The sequence below is a fragment of the Chloracidobacterium sp. genome (genome assembly GCA_016716305.1).
In the GTDB taxonomy this organism is placed as follows: domain Bacteria; phylum Acidobacteriota; class Blastocatellia; order Pyrinomonadales; family Pyrinomonadaceae; genus OLB17.
In genome coordinates, this window is record JADJWP010000001.1 from 57,275 (window position 1) to 78,354 (window position 21,080).

A 21,080-nucleotide genomic window follows, 5' to 3' on the forward strand; every position below is an offset into this window, starting at 1 on the left:
CGTCATTTGGCCGATAGTTCGACGACGAAGAAATCGGTTTCGTCGATACGTGTCAGCCGGCCTTCGATGTACGGTTCCTGGAAAAAAGCCGCAGCCGAGTAGGACTGGCCTGCAAGCTTTGGGTCACCGGTCATTTCACTCTTTGTAACAAGTTCGGTCGGGAACCAGTCCTCAAGCTCGACCGAATACGGAACGGGTGCCGTCAGTTTCGCCGCGTCTGCTGCCAGCTTGTTGGCGTCAGCTGCAGAAAACCGGATAACTGCCGTTAGCTGCCGTGAATAGCCTTGTTTCGAAGACACCGACTCGATCCAATAAGTTTCGATCGCCTCATAAGGAAGCTTGATCAGCATCCCAAGTTCTTCGACACTGTCTTTGGCGGCGATGCGGTTATTTGATTGAGAGTTGGAGTTTGAGTTCGCGTTCGAATTGTTCACCGCGTCATTCGAACCACTGCACCCGACACTGGACAGGAAGAAAGAAAGAACTGCGGCTATAAAGGCTGCCTTTGTTTCGGACATTCGGTAATTGTATGCACATTGAAATCGTAATGCAATTTACGCCCTCGGCGGCAATTTTTCAATAATGGAAACAACCGAAAAGACCGTCCTCCGAACAAACGCCGTGTGGTTCGCACTCGTCGTTTTGTTTGCGATCAACACGATCAACTTCTTTGACCGTCAGATACTTGGTGCGGTCGGCGAACCGATCCGTAAAGAGTTCGGGCTGAGCGACGCATCGCTTGGGCTTCTCGGGACGGCATTCACGCTGCTTTACGCCTTGGTCGGAATACCGCTTGGCCGATTGGCCGACAAGATCGGTCGCAAGAGCATTCTCTCGGCCGGTGTGTTTGCGTGGAGCCTGATGACCGCAGCTTCGGGGCTCGCACAAAATTTCTGGCACATATTCGCCCTTCGTCTCGGCGTTGGCGTCGGCGAGGCCTCGTGTGCACCGGCAGCAACGTCGTTGATCGGCGACCTTTTTCCGCCGAGTTGGCGTGCCAAGGCGTTGTCGATCTTCATGCTTGGGCTTCCGGTCGGTGTAGCTCTCAGCTTCGCGGTAAGCGGCACGATCGCAAAGGAATATGGCTGGCGAGCCGCTTTTTTTGTCGCCGGAATTCCGGGCATTCTCTGTGCCGTCGCGGTCCTTTTCATTCACGAGCCGAAACGCGGTGCTTCCGAGACTCACGATATCGGTTCAATGGTGCGTCAGGGTTCGCCCTATCTCAACGTCCTTCGGTCGCCGACTATGCGTTGGATAATCATTTCCGGTGCGGTCCACAATTTCAACATGTACGCCATCGGCTCGTTCATTACGCCGTTCCTCATGCGTTATCACGGCCTCGATATACAGCAGGCCAACTTCGTATCGATGATCGTTTACGGACTTATGGGAGCACCGGGATTGCTTATCGGCGGCTTCATCGGCGATGCCGTCATGAAAAAACGAACGAACGGACGAATGCTCGTCGGAACGGTCGCAATAGCATTGTCGATCCCGACGGTCTATCTCGCTCTCAGCGTTCCGCAGGGAAGCACAACGATCTTTCTCGTTTTGATGGGAGTAGCGTGCGGCCTGATGTACTTTTATTACTCAACGGTCTACTCGACCATTCAGGACGTTACCGAACCGGCTTCACGCGGTACAGCAATGGCTGTCTATTTCTTTGCGATGTACGTCCTCGGAGCATCGCTCGGCCCTTATGGGACCGGACTGCTCAGCGATTACTACACACGCCTTGCAGCATCTCGATCGGGCGTCATTGACCTCACCCAAGCTGCCCTCGAACCCTTCCGTGCCGAGGGGCTTCACACCGCGATGTATGTCATTCCGGCGCTCGGCGTACTGCTTATGCTTGTGCTGCTGGCGGGCTCGCGAACGGTGACAAAAGAGATCGAGCAGATGCAGGCATGGATGCGTGAATCGGCGAGATCCGACAGATCATCGTAACAGCTATCGGTGAGCATCTATTTCGCAGTTCATCCTAGTTACTCTTGATCGAACCGCGGCTCAGAACTCTAGGGCCGATTATGCTAAAATCTCGTTTTATACACCTATAAGTTATGGCAACCGAGATCAAAGAAGCATTAATGGCAGCTGAGGCCGAGAAGGCACGTTGGGAAGCGGAGACGCTGCAGAAGGTATTGGACAAGACCGCTGAGCGAAAGCGTTCGTTCGAAGGTGTCAGCCTCGAACCGGTCGAACGCCTATACACCGAAGCCGATTCCGAAGGTATGGATATCGGCTTCCCCGGCGAGTTCCCTTACACACGCGGAATACACCCTACTGGTTATCGTGGCAAGCTCTGGACGATGCGTCAGTTCGCGGGCTTTTCTTCGCCTGAGAATACCAACGCTCGCTTCAAGTATCTGCTCGAACACGGCCAGACCGGATTGTCGGTAGCCTACGACCTTCCGGCGTTGATGGGCCTTGATGCCGACTCGCCGTTGAGCGAAGGCGAGGTCGGAAAATGCGGGGTCGCGGTTTCATCCCTTGCCGATTTCGAAGTGCTTTTCGACGGCATTCCGCTCGATCAGGTGACCGTCTCGCAGACGATCAACGCTCCGGCCCCGATCTTCCTTGCGATGTATCTGGTCGTGGCCGAAAAGCAGAAGGCTGATTTCAACAAGATCTCGGGCACGCTGCAGAACGACATTCTTAAGGAATATATCGCTCAGAAAGAGTGGATCTATCCGATAAAACCGGCGATGAAGCTGGTCATCGATACGTTCGAATACACGACCAAGCACGTTCCGAAATACAACCCGATCTCGATCTCCGGTTACCACATCCGCGAAGCCGGTGCGACGGCTTTGCAGGAGCTTGCGTTCACCCTGCGTGACGGCGTCGAGTACGTCCAATACGGCGTCGATCGCGGTATGGACGTTGATGAATTCGTCCCGAGGCTGTCGTTCTTCTTTAATGCTCACAACGACTTTTTCGAAGAGATCGCAAAGTATCGTGCGGCTCGCGTCGTCTGGGCAAAGACGATGAAGGAACGCTTTGGTGCAAAGAATCCGCGGACGATGCAGATGCGGTTTCACACACAGACCGCGGGCGTTTCCTTGACCGTCCAGCAGCCGCTGATCAACATTGCACGCGTCGCCATTCAGGCTCTTGCCGGCGTGCTCGGGGGAACGCAGTCGCTCCACACCGATTCTTACGACGAAGCCCTTGCCCTGCCGACGGATGAGGCCGCACTCATCGCTCTCCGGACACAGCAGATAATCGCCGAGGAAACCGGCGTTGCCAACACGGTCGACCCGCTCGGCGGCAGCTATTATGTCGAATCGCTGACCCAAAAGATGATCGATGGCTGTCTTGATTATTTCGACAAGATCGACGGATTCGGCGGGATGGTAGAGGCCGTTGAGGCGGGCTTCCCGCAGCGTGAGATACAGGAATCCGCCTATCTCTATCAGAAAGCCGTCGAACGCGGCGAGCAGACCATCGTCGGCGTCAACAAATACACGATGGATGAGGATGCCGGAAAATACAACATCCTCCAGATCGACGAAGCCGTTCGCGACCACCAGCTTGAACGGCTGGCTCACGTCAAGGCAACCCGCGATAATGGTGCCGTCGCGATCGCTCTCGATAAGCTGAAACTTGCCGCCAGTTCGGGTGACAATACGATGCCTTCGATCATCGAGGCCGTCGCCGCCTACGCTACCGTCGAAGAGATATGCGTCGCGTTGCGAGATGTTTACGGCATTTACGAGGAGCCGGCTTTTTAATTTTGCACCAGTTACGAGTTTTCAGTTCCGAGTTTCCAGTTTCTTACTCGAAACTCACAACTCATAACTCGAAACTGTTGACTAACTTATGCAAGATTTCAAGAAGCTCTTGGTTTGGCAGAAGGCACACGAATTAGCTCTGCACACTTACAGAATTACGGCAGACTTTCCGAAAGAAGAACTCTTCGGATTGAGAAACACTCTTAGGAAGACCAGTATCTATATTCCGGGACTCATCGCCGAAGGTTCCGCAAGAGAGAATAATTTCGAATTCTCAAAGGCAATCGCCAACTCCATTGCTTTGGCGAACCGGATGGAGTATTACGTACTCGTCGCACGCGATCTCGAACGTCTCGGCGAACAGGTTCAAAGCGAGTACGCAGATCGAATAATCGAAGTTCGAAAGATGCTGAGCGGATTCAATCAGCGGCTTGCACCGTAGCTCACCCGCCAAATCTTGCGACCGCCATCGTCGGTGATGAGAAGCGAACCGTCGGAATTGACGAGCAGGCCTACCGGACGGCCCCAGACCTCGTTCGAATCTGGGTTCGGCAGCCAGCCTGAGACGAAGTCTTCGTATGCATTCGCTTCGAGCTTTCCTTTGTCGTCAAACTTGATGCGGACGACCGTATAGCCTGACAGCTTTGCCCTGTTCCACGAACCGTGAAAAGCGACGAAAGCATCGCCGCGATATTCCTTCGGGAACATCTTTCCGGTGTAGAACTCGATCCCGAGTGCGGCAACGTGCGAGGTGAAGAGGACGTCGGGAACGATCGATCGCTTGACGTGGTCGGGCGATTCGCCCTTTCGACGCGGATCCTCATTCTGGCCGATGTAGGAATAGGGCCAGCCGTAAAAGCCGCCTTCTTTCACGCTTGTCGCATAATCGGGGACGAGGTCGTCGCCAAGGCCGTCGCGTTCGTTGACCGCGGTCCACAACTCTCCGGTCTTCGGATTCCACGCCAGCCCGATCGGGTTTCTGAGTCCGCCGGCGTAGATCCTGTGGTTTTTGCCGTCGGGATCGTAGACCGAGATGGCCGCACGACGCGGATCGTCCTCGACCGAAACGTTGGTCGCCGAACCGATCGAGACAAACATCTTTTTGCCATCGGGCGAGAATATCACGTTGCGTGTCCAATGCTGGTTATAACCGCCGGCGGTTAGCTCGACGATGCGTTCGGGGTCGCCGACGGCTTCGGTCTGTCCGGTCTTATACCGGAACCGGACAACCGAATCGGTGTTCGCAACATAGAACCAATCGCCGTGAAAGGCCATCCCAAAAGGCTGTGCGAGCTTAGCCGACCAGACCCAACGCTGGTCTGCCTTGCCGTCCTTATTCGCATCGCGCAGTACGACGACGCGGTTCGCACGCGAATCGGCAACAAAGACGTCGCCATTCGGGGCAAGGGCCATCCACCTTGGATATGTGAAATCGCCCTCGGCAAAGACGTTGACCTTAAAGCCTTTCGGGACCGTCAGGGTCGCATCTGCCGGCTGCGGTATGACACGCGAAGGCCGCCGGGCACTCTCGGTATGAAACGGTGCGGGCAGCTTTGCTGGATCGATCGATGTGACAAGCGGACGTTGTGTTTCGACGATCTTCGGCAGCGTCGCGGCGATCGGTAAAGGCGTCGGCGAGGGCGTTTGGCAAATGACGGCCAAGACCGGAGAGGACAATATGAATGCTGCTGCGGCAACTTGTTTGGTATAATCCTTAAACATCTATTTCCCCTTTTTCTTTGGTCGTTGTGGAACTATCAGTGTTACAACAGGATATACGCCCGGATGACAGCAGTTCAAGTTACCTTGGTCTGAAAGGCGAAAAGCTTGCCGCCGATCATCTGGAAAGCCAGGGCTACCGGCTTGTTGTGTCGAATTTTCAAGTTCCGGTCGGCCGCAATTCGAGGGGTGTGCAGGTGACAGGCGAGATCGACATCGTCGCACTCGATGCCGACGTGCTTTGCTTCATCGAGGTAAAGACGCGTCGCTCGGCGCAGTTCGGCGGTCCGCTTACAGCCGTCGATCTTCGAAAGCAACGCCAGATCACCCGAACCGCACGGGCTTACCGCAGGATCTTTCGCGTATTCGAAATGGATCACCGTTTCGATGTGGTCACGGTCCTGATCGAAAGAGGTTCGAGCCCGAAGATCGAACTCGTAAAGGGATATTGGTCGGAAAGCAGGTTTCGCAAACAATATTGGAGTGGCGATATCTTATAATTTTGTCCGAACCGAATTTCGGGAACGGGCGTATCAATGTCGACAGGATCAAAACTTATGAGAAAAATATCAGTAATGTTCTTCGCGCTGTTGCTGTCTGTAACCATGACAAATGTTAGTTACGCCCAGCTGCCGCCGATCATTGACCGCGAGGTCATCTTCGGCAATCCGGAATACGCCGGTGCTCAGATCTCGCCCGACGGGCGTTATATTTCGTTCGTCAAGCCTTATAAAGGCACGATGAACGTCTGGGTCAAGGGTGTCAGCGAGCCATTCGACGCGGCCCGTCCGATGACTGCCGATACGGCCCGACCGGTAAGGAATTACTTCTGGTCAAGAGACGGAAAGTACATTTTGTTCGTCCAGGACAAGGGCGGCGACGAGAATTTTAACGTCTATGCAGTCAATCCCGCAGACAAACCCGCGGCCGGCAGCGACGTTCCGAACGCACGAAATCTTACCGATGCTAAGGGCATAAGGGCGATCATTCAGGCCGTCCCCGAGACCGATCCGGATGCGATCTTTGTCGGGATCAACGACCGCGATAAAGCGTGGCACGACCTCTATAAGGTCAAGATCTCGACCGGTGAACGGACGCTAATCAGCGAAAACCGTGACCGCTATCAGGGCATGGTGTTCGATAATGCAGATAAGCTCAGAATGGCTGTCCGCTCGGCTCCGAATGGCGACACCGAGATCCTGAAGATCTCTGCTGACGGAAAGGCAACGAAGATCTACGACTGCAACACGTTCGAGACGTGCGGGCCGATAAGATTTCACAAAGACAATAAGCGTGTCTACTTCCAAACGAACAAAGGCGACCTCGACCTGATCGAACTCGTCCTTATGGACGCCGAAACCGGTGCGGTGACCAAATTTGAAAGCGATCCGCTTGGTAAGGTCGACTTCGGCGGTGCCTCATTCTCAGAGCTAAGCAAGGAACTTGTGGCAACCGTCTACGAAGACGACCGCGAGCGTATCTACTGGAAAGATAAGGGTTACGAGAAAGACTACAACAATATCAAGAAACGCCTCGGCGACCGTGACGTAACGTTCCAGTCAGCAACACGCGACGAAACAAAGTTCATCGTGGTCACATCGAGCGATGTCGATCCGGGAACGGTTTGGCTTTACGACCGTAAGTCCAAGAACCTCTCAACCCTTTATCAGGTACGAGAAAAACTAGATCGCAAACACCTCTCACCGATGAAACCGGTCCGATACAGATCGTCTGACGGCCTTGAGATACCTGCGTATTTGACGATACCGAAAGGTTCGGACGGCAAGAACCTCCCGACCGTTCTGTTCATACACGGCGGACCGTGGGGCCGGGATTCGTGGGGCTATCATCCTTATGCTCAGTTTTTGGCAAATCGCGGATATGCCGTGCTGCAGCCAAATTTCAGGGCGTCGACCGGCTACGGTAAAAAGTTCCTGAACGCCGGGAATAACCAGTGGGGCGAAAAGATGCAGGATGATATCACCTGGGGCAAGAAGTACCTTGTCGAACAGGGTATCGCCGATCCGAAACGCGTCGCGATAATGGGCGGAAGCTATGGCGGATATGCGGCTCTTGCCGGCGTAACGTTCACGCCCGATGAATACGCGGCTTCGGTGGCTATCGTTCCTCCGTCGAACCTACAGACGCTTCTCGATTCGATACCGCCCTATTGGGAACCGATCCGGGAAATGTTCTATAAGCGAATGGGCGATCCTCGAACGCCAGCGGGCCTCGCACAGATGAAACGCCAGTCGCCTCACGCACATGCAGATAAGATCAAGACGCCTTTGATGGTCGTCCAGGGTGCCAACGATCCGCGAGTAAAGCAGCGTGAATCTGACCAGATCGTCGTCGCTCTCCGCGACCGCAATTATCCGGTCGAGTACATTCTTGCTCCGGATGAAGGACACGGTTTCGCCCGTCCGGTGAACAATATGGCAATGATCGCAGCCGCAGAGAGATTCTTGGCAAAGCACATCGGGGGCCGTTATCAGGAATCAATGACGCCTGAAGTAGCAAAACGTCTTGCCGAGATCACGGTCGATCCGAAGAACGTCGTGATCAAAGATCCGAATACGCCTACAGGTTCGGCTGTCTCTAATGGTGCGGAAGCAGCAAATATCGCCGGCAAATGGACGATGTCGGTTGATGCGGGTGGCCAGGTGATCGACCTCGCGGTCGAGATCGAACAGAACGGATCCGATTTTACGGGAACAATGGCGTCGATGGTCGGGAATGGCACGATCAAAGACGGCAAGATCAACGGAAACGCAATAAAGGGAATTCTTGATGCCGAGGTCCAGGGCCAGCCAACGACGATCGAAATGGAAGGCAAGATCGACGGCGAAAAGATGTCCGGCACGCTCAACGTACCAGGGATCGGCACCGTCACATTTACGGCCGTACGAAACAAGTAGGCCTTCACGAGTGACTTAACTGAAAAGGACGTGGTGTCATACCCCGTCCTTTTTTTCTTTATCGCTTACTGCGGGGCTGTTTGGCGTCGGTCAGAACAACAAAGTCACCCGAGTCTGTATGCTTTGCCTTATCGAAGTTACGAAAGTCATCCTCGTACCGAATATTCACTACGATCGCCTTCGCTTTTTTTCTGTACTTCGCAAGATGTTCGATCGTGCCGAGCCTTCGCTCGGTATGAAATCCGCCGTTAAGATGAACGACCAATCCTCCTTTGTTACGTTTCAGGCTGTCGGCTATCCAATATGCCATTGTCGCATCCCAGAGCGACTGTGAACTCAGAATATTGTCGAGTCCCATCATTGCTTCGCTGCTTGAACCCATCAACGCCTTGAATTTCTTCTCGTATTCGGGTGATGCTTCGGCGTAGGGCAAAGGGGCAAGCCAGCTCTTCGCTTCTTTTGATAACCCGCTCAATGCGTTGCGGCCTCCGCGGGAGACCATGTTGACATAACGACGCGGAGCGTTCGCCGCAACGACCGGCAGCCGTTTTTCTTTTGCAAGCTCCACCAACGGACGGTAGTCGGTCTTGTAGTTCCCCCACGGCCTCGAGCTGAGCATAAAATGGTTCTCGGTGATCTGACCCGCAAGATATTCGTTCAGGACCACCTGAACGTCTCGTTCGAACATCTCGAGCGAGAGTATTATTTTTCGCTCGGCATTCAGCCTGTTGACCACTGCCTGAAAGACCTCAAACTGAAACGCGTGCCCGACCGCGTCGTCGTGATACTCACCGAGGAAGACCGCATCTGCTTCGCCGCACGACGCGATCAGCTCATCGAATGCGACCGGAGTTCCCTTTGAGTCAAATATCCGATAGAGCTTTTCTCCCGGCTGACCGAAAACGGCACCTGCGAATAATAAAAGCACTGCAATGCCAAAAAACGAGTTGTTCATATACCGCTAGATTAACAAAAACCGGACGATAAAAAAACGCACCGTCGATGGGCAGTTCACGCGATCGTGAACTGCCGCAATGGCGATGCGTTACATTCGAGACTCAATGCGAACCTTATGGTTCGGCGGTGAAGTTGACGTTAAGATTCTCACCGCTCAGTACTATCACCTGCGTCGGCTGGGCGAAAGTAAAGCCCTTTGCCGCGACCGTGACCGAGTAGGTCTGGCCGGTGACGATCTCATCGAATCGGTAAATACCGAATCCGTTCGTAATGACTCGTATCGGATTCGAAAGCGTTCCGCCCGAAATAACAAGAACAGCCTTCGGGATCGCACGTCCGTCGGATGCGAACACGCGGCCGCCAACTGACACGGGCACCGGCGGGCCGCCAAACTCGTCTGCACCGATCTCGGGAGGCGATTGCCGAAGATCGCCGTCAATGTCGATGGTTATTCCTGCGATGTCAATTCCATCATTCTCGACCGGCGAGATCACCTCAAGATGCAGATCGTTCAGCGGATTCACGAACAACGGATCGCCCTCTTGAGAATTCGCATCGTCAGCGACCGCCGTTTGCCATGCTGCAAGATCAACATAGTCAGTGCCCGCACCGGCCGCAAGAGACCCGCTTCTGAATCCGCCATCATTCGCTCCGCTCGAATAGAATGCATTGTAATTCGAGTCCAGATTTGCGAAAGCCGTGGCAAGCGTGCCGACCGCATAGCTCTTTGCATTGACACCGCCGCCGGAGATCTGCGTGGTGTAGAAGATGTTGTTCTTTAATTCGAGGGCAACATCTGCCGTATATGCAAGACCGTAGCTTGGCATTTGCGTTGCAACGGTTCCCCTGTCCCCGGTCATCGCGACAGAGTTGAAATAGAGCCGGGTACTCGATCCGGTCACGCCTGCAACAAAGATACCGGCCGTAAGGTCAGGCGACGTCGATGGTGCCTGAACGCCCGTGATCATATTATTCGCGATCGTATTCGGTCCCGCCGGATCTCCGGCAACCGCGATGCCGACCGCCGAAAACCCGGTCGTATTCGTACTCGCAACACCGCGGATGATGTTTCGCGAGATATTTGCGTTCGATACACCGCCGCCAGTTGTTACTGTTGACGTAACATTCTGAATTCCGGCAATGATGCCGATCGCATCTGCACCTTCGTCGGCCGTGATCCCGCCGATGGCGTTCAACGTGACGGCGATGCCGCTTTGATTGAAGAAGAAAATGCCGGCTCGCCGCAAGCGGTCCGCACCGGTCGCCGTCATGTCATTCATCGTGACGACGTTGCCCGTATTTGGGTTGGCCGCACTGGTACCGGTGTTATAGATACCAATGAACGAACGCTTGAAACTGCAATTTTCGACAACGTTGTTGTCGTTATCCGCACCGGAACTGCCGGGTGCGTTGCCTCCGAGGTGAATACCGATCAGCGTTTGCGTCGGATCCTGACCGACAATATTAACGTTGCGGATCGTATTATTCTGTGCTCCGTTCGTACCGGTCATCACCGCAATTACGGCTCCGGCAGTAGCGGCCGCACTGGTGTTTTGTACAGTAAGGTCGCGGATCGCCCCGTTACCGCCGACCCCGCTTGCCGTACCTCCGGAAAGCGAACCTTCGATCGTGACGTTATCGGCACCATTGAGCCTGATGATGCTGTTCGTGCTGCTTCCGGTGATCGTTCTTGCGCCGCCCAACGGCCTGATCAGGACTGGCTGCCCGCTCGCCAGTTCATTCAGAGCGATAGCTCCGTTCTCGCCGGTTAGATCCGCCGTGATATTGATCGTAACGCTGCCCGTCGACCCGACCGAATTGAGAACATCAAAGATACCTCCGGCGTTCGTCAGCGACGAGAAATCGCCGCCTGTACCGACACTGTATGTTCCTGCCAGCGGCAATGCAGCGTTGATCGAGCCGGTGACCTCGTCGTTCGCGGTGTTCTCATCACCGACGAGCTCAGAACGGGCCGCGATCGAATATGAACCCGGCGCAGCGATCGTACAATTTGGAAACGTCGCTGCCGCGGTCTGTCCGTTAGCCAATGACGGGATGGTCGCCGTCACATTACAGACTTCCTGCATCATGCCGTCTAGGATTCGGTAACGAACAGGAACATTGGTTTGAGTTGCCGTCCCTAGGTTGCGGAAAGATGCCTGCGGGGCAAAAGGCGTCGTCGCCGGGACCGTGCTGCCGCTCGCCGGCGAGACCAACGCAACCGCCTGGATATCGTTGACAGGCGGAGCAATGCCGCCCGGTTCATCAGCACCGATATCCGGAGCGGCGACGCGCAACTGGCCGTCAATATCCTCTATCACGCCACCGGCCGCCGTTCCTGCATTTACGTTTGGCGAGCCCGAAGCAATATGAAGATCGGCGGTATTTGAAACGTAGAGCGGATCGGCCTGGATCGAGTTCGCGTCCTGAGCCGGTGTTAAAGCAGCCTGCCATAACGCAAGCGTCGCAAATGTATTGGGTGCCGTCGGAGCCGTCGCATTAGTCGTAAGCCCGCCTGTGCTTAACTGAGTATTCGCTGAGTTTATATAGTAATTATTGTGGTTCAGCCCACCGCTTCCGAACGCATAGGTCGCCGAATTGACCGTGATCGCAAAGTACGGAAGTGTTGTCGTATTTGACGTTACGTCAAGATAAATACTGTTGTTCTTGAGATTAAGATTCTGGTGTGTCGTACCTGCGGCGTTCGCAATGCGGATCGCGTTGCCGTAGGTCGCGGCCGCAGTCGCACCAGTTCCGTCCATATCGCCAGTGATAGCGATCGAGTTGAAAACGATATTGTCCGAGAAGCCGCCGGCGACGCCGATGCCGACCGGCTGGTCACCGCTCGTGCCGTTTGAAACAATATTGTAGATGAAGTTGTTTGCGATCAGATTATTCGTCGGGCTGCCGCCGCCTGTGGTCGACGCCAAAATTCCGGCAGCCGAGAACGTTCGCTGTTCGACGATATTTCGGACGATGTTTCGGGTCACCGTGTAGTTTCCGGAAGTCAGTGTTCCGGGTGCAGAGGAGCTCCACGATTCGCTCCCGATACCGATGCCGACGCGATCGGCTCCGGCCGTTGTTGTTCCAAACTCACCGCCAACGAACTGCACGATATTCCTCGACACGGTCGCGCCATTGTCCGCCTGCATAAATATGCCGACCTTGCCGATCTGGTCGGCGCCGAAGCTGGTCGGGCCGATCAGATTACCCGTTACGACCGTTCCGAGCGACGGGTTCGTTGTGGTTCCGCGGGTAACAATGCCATATCGGGCGCGGATGATTCGGTTCCCAATGAACGAATTGTTGTCACAATCGTCGCTGTTCGACGTTGTGCTGATCGCCGTATTATTGCTTGCCAGAATAATGCCAAATGTAGCATTAGCGGTGGTGTTTTGCGTAGCACCTGCCGCGATCTCGAGATTCTTTATCGTGTTGTTCGTCGCACCCGCACCGACACCGGTACTGGTGAGCCAAACTGCTGCCGTAGCCGCCGCCGTGCTGTTATTCCTGACCGTCAATTCCCTGGCCGAACCGGCTCCGCTTGGGTCGCCATCGATAGTGACATTGTCCGCTCCGGTCAGCTTTATGATAGCTCCCGTTATCGTTCCCTCAATGATACGACCCGTGCCAACTGGCCTGACCGTAACATTTGTGTAAGAGGCCGAACCGCTGCCGCTCGCATTTAGGCTCGCGGATGCAGTTTCGGTCGTGTTTCCGCAAACTTCGACATTTATCGTACCGGTATGTGAACCTGCATTGATCGCATCAAACGCATCTTTCAGCGTTGGGTATGCGGTCGGCGTGGTGGTTCCGCCGGTGGATTCGACCTCGATCGGACCGGCCGTATCGCAAACACCTATCGTCGCAGACTGTTGCTTGCCCTCGCCGCGAGCGTTCTCGGCTTCCGTTTCAAATGCGCTCGTCGTTTCGTCGACAGCCGTCAGAGTCTCAGGCGGTAGACCGTTCGTTCGATCTTTTTCGGAGACTGTGCCTCTATTCGACTGGCGATCCCGCTGGACCGGAGCTTGGCCAAGCGTGACGTTAACGAACAACGAAATGATAAAGGCGAATGCGAAAAATGAGCTGATGCGCTTCATAAGCTTTGATGTTTCCTCCGGAATATTGATGGCGGTTCGGGTTATTCGTTATCAACTGGCCACACTTGGTTCCGTCCACAGCATCTGCCGATCGAGCAAAGGACGGCGAAAGATCGCATACGGCTCGACAGCTTTCATCCCACGACCAAGGTGCGAACATCCGAACCCGGTATCTATTGAACACTCAGATTCAGTCGGTTTCGCGAAGGCCCTTTTGATAACTTGTTAGATCGAGTGAGATGAGTATCGGTAAGTTTCCCGGCTTTGTCAAGAGATTGCCGCTGCCCGAACTTTCGATATCTGCGTTTGACGCCCGGCCACGGCCGATCTTGAACGCATTGGCCGCGAACATCGATCCTGAGACAAAACGCGGGCGGACGCAGCCTGCCGGACTTGAGTCGCGTAAATATAAGGGTTAAAGGAGGGTAGTCCGATCAGAAAACGGCAACAAAATCGACATCAGAAAGGTTGTCGAAAAGTTCGATCACACGCGACGGTTCGGAAAAGGCATAACGCTTGTGACCTACCGTAATAATATAGGTTTGGCCGGCTTCGATCCCCTCAAAATGGTAATAACCAAACTGATTGGTCACGGCCGTCAGCGGCTCGGTCAAGTTTCCTCCCGTGAACATCACTCGGGTGCTCCCTATCCCTCGCCCGTTCGCGGTCATGACACGCCCGCTCACCGTGACCGCCGCAGCGGTCGGAGCGACTATCTCGTCTGCGCCAATATCAGGTGTTGCCCCGCGTACGTCACCGTCGATGTCGTCAATGACGGATGTTACCGCACCGCCGTTGTTGAGCTGTGAGGATCCTGCTGTCGGAATATGCAGGTCGCTGTTCGAAACAAATGGAGGAGCCGTTGTCGTCGCAAACGATGCGTTGTCGTTATTCCCCGAAAGCTGCAATGTGCTCGAGTACGCACGGAAGTTGGTCGCCGGAGTCGTCGCCCCGGCATTGAAATTCGCTGAGATATACTCGTCTTCAGGTGGAAGTAACGTTGATGTTCCTCGTCGAGCCATTCTACTGTTCGTCTCATTTCCCTGAAAATACGCGTTGTTATTCATCGTTAGATTCATGGTACTGGTGGCTCCAGATGGAAGATATATCGCAACGTGTCGAGTTTCGGCAAGACTACCGCCATTAATCTGATTTGAAAACACATTGTTTCTAACATCCAGGCGAAGCTGGCCAGTTGCTGAAATTGCAAAGGCAGTAGTCATATTAAAACCAGCATTCCCCGGCACAGTGCCAAAAAGATTGACTGAATTGTGCTGAATTTGGTGGTCAGTACCGTTTCCTATTCGAATCCCAACTGCTGACGTCGTTGGCGACAGGTCCCCACCAAATCCCCCGAACTGGCTGTTAATCACCCCAGATACGAAATTGTTTCTTATTGAATGTCCGATTCCACCCGAAATATTGATCCCATAAGCACCCTGCGTCAGCTCACGATTACTTTTGACTCTTTCGACACGATTCTTTTCAACAATTGCGGGCCCGTACGCGCTGTTTGTTGCTATCGGCCCAATGTCGATCCCGCGCAATGCCAAAGACAAGAAGCTCTCAACAAAAATTGTATTATTCGCAATAAGAATGCCTGAACTTCCCTGAATGGCGATTCCAGTTGAGTACACTCCAGACGTCTCGCCCAAAGTGGGGTTTCCAATTGTGTTTCCCGAAACGGTTACAGAGTTCGACATCGCCGCTTCGGCTCCTAGAAATTGGACACCTCGGCCACAGTTGCTAATTGAATTATTCGAAACAACGAAGTCGTTGACAGTAGAATTCGTTGCGATCCCTTGAGTCGTCACCGATGTGATTGCAGTTGGAGCGTTAGTCGCTGGATTTCCGCCGTTTCCGCCGACATAGACCCCGAATGTTGTGTTTGCCGCTGTTGTCGATCCATTGATTCCGGAAACGTTTCGACCAGTAGCATTCCCATTTAAGGATAAATACTGCATCCTTATATTATTCGCACTAGTGATCACAGGTGATGTGGCAACTCGAACTACTGAACTATAGTTGCCCGTTGCAATATTCGCGTTGATCACAGTGAGGTTGCGGTTCTTTCCAACTGTATTCGGGTTGTCACCATCAAAAGCAATGTTGTCCGAACCATTAAATTGGATTATTCCAAAACCATTTCCCGGATTCCCAGTTATCGTAAGTCCGTCCGAGAGCGGATAAATCTCGATCGAACTATAAGTTGCCGACCCTGCACCGCTGCTATTCAATGTTGCCGGATTCACCCCTTCATCAAGGCTTGCACAGATCTCGACCGCAATGTCACCAGTGTGAGTGCCGGCATTAATTGCTGCAAAAGCAGCTCCGAGGGTTGAATAGCCCGCCTGCAGAGTTCCCCCGCTTGCCTCGACATCGACGTTTTGGCCGGTGTCGCATGTGCCGACCGTCAGAGTGTCAGGCCAGCCGGCAATGTCGGAAAGGATCGTGTCGGAATAGTTATGCACCGCGAATCCGCCAAATCCACTGCTCGACTCAAAGTGCCTTGCTACTTTTCGTGCTTCGACGTGATACGAAACCTGGCCCTCCTCGAAAAAAGTGATCGTTTCGGGTTCACCGGGCGAGACGTCCTTTGTTTCGATGCCAGCCAGTATCAGGCCCGACCTGCTAAGACTTGTCGCATATGCCACTTCGTCCTGATCGCGGCAGATAATGCCATCGCCAACTCCGCAATTCGACGTTCCGGCGAAATCGCGATAACCCATTACGATAACGTTGTCGAAATTCATGTCGATGATGTGTTCGTAAGCGGGCCTGGTGGTTTCGCCGACTGGATATTCGACCGGGGTTGTCCAAAAGAACCTGATGGCTGTCGCAAGTTTGATCGATGACGGCAACGCGTCCCTGAAACACTGATACTGGGTCAACATCGCCTGAAAGTCGGCTTCAGACATCGGCTCGGCCGGCTCGATGTCGAGTACGACGCCGTCAAACCTCTCATTCAAGGAGCGGGATGCGTTATACGCCGCGACCTCGGCCATTCGCTGCATCGGAAACGAAGACCCGCATCCCAACGCCGGAAATCCCGGATCGCCATAAGCAGCCCATACCTCTTGCCCGTTGGCATGAGCCGCCGTGATCAGTGCCGCCATGTCATCGTCCTGATACATCAAGCGGCCGGACGAGTTTGGGGTACTCTGATAAACGCTGACATATAGATCGGTGAAGCCAGACTGTGAACTCGTATTTACAAGCCGGTCGCGTCCGGCAAGAGTGCTGATCGGATTCGGAATAAGGCTCCCTCCAAATACCCAAAGACCATTCGTTTGTCCGGGTGTAGCACCGAGCTTACCAATATTTTGTTCGGCCGATTTATCGTCGCGCAGTTCTGTTCGTCGTGATTCGGGTTTCTGATCCGTGACAATTAGCCTCGCACGCTTCACCTGGAACGCGAGTCCCTCGGTCAGGCCAAACTGGTAAATGAAAAATGCGGCGACGGCGAATGCTATAAAAAGCGCGATTCGGGTTCGTTTCATATGGCCAAAAAAGCTGCGATGGTGACAAGAAAGTGATCGGACGAAATGCCGACAGATTAACGGCAAAACAAAATTGATGTCAAGGTTTTGTTTGTGGACGTGTTTCGCACATCGTAGCAAATATCATGAGATAACGCGATCAGCCCAAACCAGTCTCTCAGATATACTGAACCGGCTCGATCGCGATGTGTCTTCGATCTGGCCACGCACAACTGCTCAGAATGCGGAAAAGACGCCAAATACGTCTCCCACACCGTACAAAGCGTCTTTTCCTATTTTCGGAATCCGGCCGTGGAGACCTTTTTCCGAAACCGAAATTTCAGTGACAGCGATGATAACTGAGGCCCATAGCAAAATCAAGCGCAAAATGATGCAAAACTTAACTTTTTTTTAACAGGAAATAACGGTCCGAAACCGCGTACTGGAGCCTAAAAACGGAAAAAGCCGGACATCGAAGGTCCGGCTCGAATCGCGTCTCGGTTTCAGATCTAATATTTGCTTGCAGCAACAGCGATACGGGCGTTCGCCAGGTCGAGCCGGTCGCGGATCGCTTCCGTCTCTTCGGCTGCCGCCGAGGCCACCGAAGCAAGCTCTTTTTCGATCTCGGCTCTGTCCGCCTTTGCCTTGTCTGCATCGATCTCGTCAGCCGTTTCAGCAACATCGGTCAGTACCGATACTCGATTGTTGCTGACCTCAACGAACCCCGTCGAAACAGCGAGTTTCTCTGCATTTCCCTTGTTGATCACTGTGACTATCCCGGGTTTCAACGCCGAGATCAGCGGAGCATGAGCGGGCATTATCCCGGCTTCGCCCGAGGCCGTTGGCACGGTTACCGAATCGACATCAGCGTCGATGACTTTGCGTTCGGGCGTTACTATTTCGAGTTTCAGCATAATTGAGAATCGATGTTCGAGAATAGAAAATGGAGAACTCGCGATCCTCCATTTCCCATATCAACTGTACGTTGCGGTTATGCCGCAGCAGCCATCTTCTTGGCCTTATCACGAGCCTGTTCGATGGTACCGACCATGTAGAACGACTGTTCCGGCATATCGTCACACTTTCCTTCGAGGATCTCGCGGAACCCTTTGATGGTATCCTCGACCTTAACGTATTCACCCTTCAGTCCTGTGAACTGTTCGCCAACCGTGAACGGCTGCGAGAAGAAACGCTGTATCTTGCGTGCCCGGGCGACGGTCAGCTTGTCATCTTCCGAAAGCTCATCGAGGCCCAGGATCGCGATGATGTCCTGTAGGTCTTTGTATCGCTGCAAGATACGCTTGACTTCCTGAGCCGTATTGTAGTGCTCGTCGCCAACGATCTGCGGATCGAGGATTCGAGAGTTCGAAGCAAGCGGATCGACCGCCGGATAGATTCCCAGCTCAACGATCTGACGCGAAAGTGCTGTAACGGCATCGAGGTGGGCAAAGGTCGTCGCCGGTGCCGGATCAGTGTAGTCGTCTGCCGGAACGTAAACGGCCTGGATCGACGTGATAGCACCGGTCTTGGTCGAGGTGATGCGTTCCTGCATCTCGCCCATTTCGGTTGCAAGGTTTGGCTGATATCCGACTGCTGAAGGCATACGTCCGAGAAGTGCCGACACCTCGGAACCCGCCTGTGTGAAGCGGAAAATGTTGTCGACAAAGAAAAGCACGTCGTTGCCCTGATCGCGGAAATATTCTGCGACCGTCAACCCGCTCAACGCAACGCGGAGACGTGCTCCCGGAGGCTCGGTCATTTGTCCGTAGACGAGCGACACTTTCGAGCCCTTGATCGCTTCCATGTCTACCTTACTCAGATCGAATGCACCGGTCTCCTCAAAGTTATGTGTAAAGGCGTCGCCGTAGGTAATGACCTTTGATTCGACCATTTCTCGAAGCAGGTCGTTCCCTTCACGGGTACGCTCACCGACTCCGGCAAAAACCGAGAATCCTTCGCGGCCCTTCGCGACGTTGTTGATCAACTCCATGATCAGTACGGTCTTTCCGACGCCCGCTCCGCCGAAAAGGCCGATCTTACCGCCACGCAAAAAAGGCTGAACGAGGTCGATGACCTTAATGCCGGTCTCGAACATTTCCAGCTCGGTGGCCTGTTCGTCGAACGCAGGTGCATGACGGTGGATCGGGTAACGCGTATCCGATTCGACTGCTCCGAGCTCATCTACCGGATCTCCGATGACGTTCATGACGCGGCCCAGGGTCGCCCCGCCAACCGGAACCGTTATCGGTCCGCCGAGGTCGATGACCTTCATTCCGCGGATCATACCATCGGTCGGCAGCATCGAGATCGCTCGTACACGGCCTTCGCCAAGATGCTGCTGAACCTCGGCAACAACGTCGACCGCGGTCTCGACATCGAAACCTTCTGATGTGATGCGAAGTGCCTGATGAATTGAAGGAAGATAATCCTGAAATTCGACGTCGACGACCGGGCCGATGATCTGGACAACCTTACCGACCTTTACGTCTCCATTATTAGCCATTTTTAATAAATTGCTCCTGTGATAGTTGAGAAATCGTTAGCTTAACAAAGGAGTAAGAATATCATAACGGCTTCTTGAACCGCAAAGTGCCGCCAGGCAAAAACCGAACCTTGCGGCTTGACGCGTTCGTTTTAGGGAGACCGCAGGTTTTATTGACATCAACTGAGGCTTCTTGTAGCCTCATCTTGTATTCGCATTAGCAATTAGCAGGGACATTTTATTTGAGCAATCTTCAAAAGTTAGAGCTACCGCCACAAGGACTGAATACGCTTTTCGGTGTTCAGGACCAGAACATCAAATATCTCGAATCTCTCCTGGACGTCAACATCGGAGCACGCGGCAACGAATTGTTGATCGACGGCGACCCGAAGGACATCGAAACTGTCGAAAATATCCTGAACGATTTCAGCGAGTTGTTTGGCGAGGGCAACTCGTTCACCGATAAAGAGCTGAAGGACGCATTCAAGCAGATCGCCGAGGATCGGGCCTACACTCTTAAAGATCACTTTCAAAGATCGCGATTCAACCCCTCCGGCAAAAAGACCGTTGCCCCGAAAACAGCTAATCAACGCAAATATCTAGATGCGATCGCCGCAAACGACCTCGTGTTCGGCATCGGCGTTGCCGGAACCGGAAAAAGCTTTCTTGCAGTGGCGATGGCGGTCGATGCATTGTTCAAAAAACAGGTTAGCCGCATTATCCTGACGCGTCCCGCCGTCGAAGCCGGCGAACGCCTCGGTTTTCTGCCCGGCGATCTGCAAGACAAGGTCGATCCTTATTTGCGTCCGCTGTACGACGCTCTGTTCGACCTCGTTGACGCTGAAAAGGTAACGAAGATGCTTGAGAAACGCATCATCGAGATCGCACCGCTCGCCTTTATGCGTGGCCGCACATTGAGCGACGCTTTCATCATCCTGGACGAGGCTCAGAACACGACCAGCGAGCAGATGAAGATGTTCCTGACGCGTATCGGCTTTGGCTCGAAGGCCGTCGTTACCGGCGACAAAACGCAGATCGACCTGCCTCGCGGCCAGAAGAGCGGCATCAAGGAAGCGGAGGTCGTACTCCGCGACCTCGAAGGCATCGATTTCGTATACTTCACCGAAAAAGATGTTGTCCGTCACAAGCTCGTGCAGATGATCGTAAAGGCATATGAGGAGCATTCGGATCGATCTGAGGCCGCAGAATGATCGACGTCATAAATTTACAGAGAAAAGTAAAGATCCAGGCCTCGCATTTTCGTGATTTTGTCCATTCGCTGCCCGCCTCTGTTAACGAAGCCGAAGGCAGCACGTTTTCGGTGGCTTTCGTTTCAGACCGACGAATGACCGAGCTGAACCGGTTGTTTCGCGGAAAGGATTCGACCACTGACGTCCTCTCTTTCCCCCATGAGGCTGATGAATTCGAAACGCACGAGCAGCATTTTCTTGGTGACATCGTTATTTCCGCCGAACAGGCCGCGAAGCAGGCAAACGAGAATGGGCTTTCGCTCGAGCTTGAGATAAAGCAGCTTATGCTGCACGGCGTGCTGCATCTGTGCGGCTACGATCACGAAGCGGACGGCGGCGAAATGAACGCCCGCGAACTTGAGCTACGTGACGCGCTGGGCATTTCATAACCACAAAGTCACAAAGATATTCTAGCGATGGGCAGCACGCTTCTCGTTCATT

At 53.8% G+C, this 21,080-nt stretch carries 15 protein-coding genes; 8 read left to right on the forward strand and 7 right to left on the reverse strand.

Annotated features, from left to right (window positions below):
• Nucleotides 1-2: 2 nt before the first annotated feature.
• A complete protein-coding gene (locus IPM28_00255) occupies nucleotides 3-518 on the reverse strand; it encodes a hypothetical protein (GenBank protein ID MBK9171428.1) in 516 nt (171 codons plus the stop codon).
• Nucleotides 519-582: 64 nt separating this feature from the next.
• On the opposite strand from IPM28_00255, the gene IPM28_00260 reads away from it, so the two are divergent.
• From IPM28_00260 to IPM28_00270, 3 genes are all read left to right on the forward strand, one after another.
• Entirely contained in the window at nucleotides 583-1,947 is a 1,365-nt protein-coding gene (locus IPM28_00260; GenBank protein MBK9171429.1) for an MFS transporter, read from the forward strand.
• A 113-nt stretch (nucleotides 1,948-2,060) separates the two neighbouring features.
• Nucleotides 2,061-3,734, forward strand: coding sequence for a methylmalonyl-CoA mutase family protein (locus IPM28_00265; GenBank protein MBK9171430.1), 1,674 nt, complete (start codon nucleotides 2,061-2,063; stop codon nucleotides 3,732-3,734).
• An 88-nt stretch (nucleotides 3,735-3,822) separates the two neighbouring features.
• A complete protein-coding gene (locus IPM28_00270; protein MBK9171431.1) occupies nucleotides 3,823-4,176 on the forward strand; it encodes a four helix bundle protein in 354 nt (117 codons plus the stop codon).
• On the opposite strand, the gene IPM28_00275 is transcribed toward IPM28_00270, so the two are convergent.
• Nucleotides 4,158-5,456: a sorbosone dehydrogenase family protein gene (locus IPM28_00275; GenBank protein MBK9171432.1), complete on the reverse strand. Its 1,299-nt coding sequence runs from the start codon at nucleotides 5,454-5,456 to the stop codon at nucleotides 4,158-4,160. The two genes, IPM28_00270 and IPM28_00275, sit on opposite strands and share 19 nt — an antisense overlap.
• Before the next feature lie 38 nt (nucleotides 5,457-5,494).
• Between IPM28_00275 and IPM28_00280 the strand changes: the two genes are divergently transcribed.
• Nucleotides 5,495-5,953 (forward strand): YraN family protein, encoded by a 459-nt coding sequence (locus IPM28_00280; GenBank protein MBK9171433.1) that lies wholly within the window; start codon nucleotides 5,495-5,497, stop codon nucleotides 5,951-5,953.
• Nucleotides 5,954-6,010: 57 nt separating this feature from the next.
• Nucleotides 6,011-8,371 carry a S9 family peptidase gene (locus IPM28_00285; GenBank protein ID MBK9171434.1) on the forward strand — a complete coding sequence of 787 codons (2,361 nt, stop codon included), beginning with the start codon at nucleotides 6,011-6,013 and terminating at the stop codon, nucleotides 8,369-8,371.
• A gap of 58 nt (nucleotides 8,372-8,429) precedes the next feature.
• Here the strand turns inward: IPM28_00285 and IPM28_00290 are convergent, their stop codons facing one another.
• Nucleotides 8,430-9,326: a ChaN family lipoprotein gene (locus tag IPM28_00290; protein MBK9171435.1), complete on the reverse strand. Its 897-nt coding sequence runs from the start codon at nucleotides 9,324-9,326 to the stop codon at nucleotides 8,430-8,432.
• Between the two features lie 115 nt (nucleotides 9,327-9,441).
• Nucleotides 9,442-13,428: a carboxypeptidase regulatory-like domain-containing protein gene (locus IPM28_00295; protein MBK9171436.1), complete on the reverse strand. Its 3,987-nt coding sequence runs from the start codon at nucleotides 13,426-13,428 to the stop codon at nucleotides 9,442-9,444.
• Between the two features lie 239 nt (nucleotides 13,429-13,667).
• Between IPM28_00295 and IPM28_00300 the strand changes: the two genes are divergently transcribed.
• Nucleotides 13,668-13,847, forward strand: a complete 180-nt coding sequence (locus IPM28_00300; protein ID MBK9171437.1) for a hypothetical protein — start codon at nucleotides 13,668-13,670, stop codon at nucleotides 13,845-13,847.
• A gap of 15 nt (nucleotides 13,848-13,862) precedes the next feature.
• Here IPM28_00300 and IPM28_00305 read toward each other — a convergent pair whose 3' ends face one another.
• The 3 genes from IPM28_00305 to atpD all read right to left on the reverse strand — a co-directional run bounded on the left by IPM28_00305 (nucleotide 13,863) and on the right by atpD (nucleotide 19,410).
• Nucleotides 13,863-16,928, reverse strand: coding sequence for a carboxypeptidase regulatory-like domain-containing protein (locus tag IPM28_00305; protein ID MBK9171438.1), 3,066 nt, complete (start codon nucleotides 16,926-16,928; stop codon nucleotides 13,863-13,865).
• A 488-nt stretch (nucleotides 16,929-17,416) separates the two neighbouring features.
• On the reverse strand, nucleotides 17,417-17,821 hold the full coding sequence (atpC, locus tag IPM28_00310; GenBank protein MBK9171439.1) for an ATP synthase F1 subunit epsilon: 405 nt from the start codon (nucleotides 17,819-17,821) through the stop codon (nucleotides 17,417-17,419).
• Between the two features lie 77 nt (nucleotides 17,822-17,898).
• Complete coding sequence (gene atpD, locus IPM28_00315) at nucleotides 17,899-19,410, reverse strand: F0F1 ATP synthase subunit beta (protein ID MBK9171440.1); 1,512 nt, start codon at nucleotides 19,408-19,410, stop codon at nucleotides 17,899-17,901.
• A 221-nt stretch (nucleotides 19,411-19,631) separates the two neighbouring features.
• Between atpD and IPM28_00320 the strand changes: the two genes are divergently transcribed.
• Together IPM28_00320 and ybeY are read left to right on the forward strand one after the other, a co-directional pair.
• Nucleotides 19,632-20,600 (forward strand): PhoH family protein, encoded by a 969-nt coding sequence (locus IPM28_00320; GenBank protein ID MBK9171441.1) that lies wholly within the window; start codon nucleotides 19,632-19,634, stop codon nucleotides 20,598-20,600.
• Complete coding sequence (gene ybeY, locus IPM28_00325) at nucleotides 20,597-21,028, forward strand: rRNA maturation RNase YbeY (GenBank protein MBK9171442.1); 432 nt, start codon at nucleotides 20,597-20,599, stop codon at nucleotides 21,026-21,028. The genes IPM28_00320 and ybeY overlap by 4 nt, the downstream gene beginning before the upstream one ends.
• Nucleotides 21,029-21,080 lie beyond the last annotated feature (52 nt).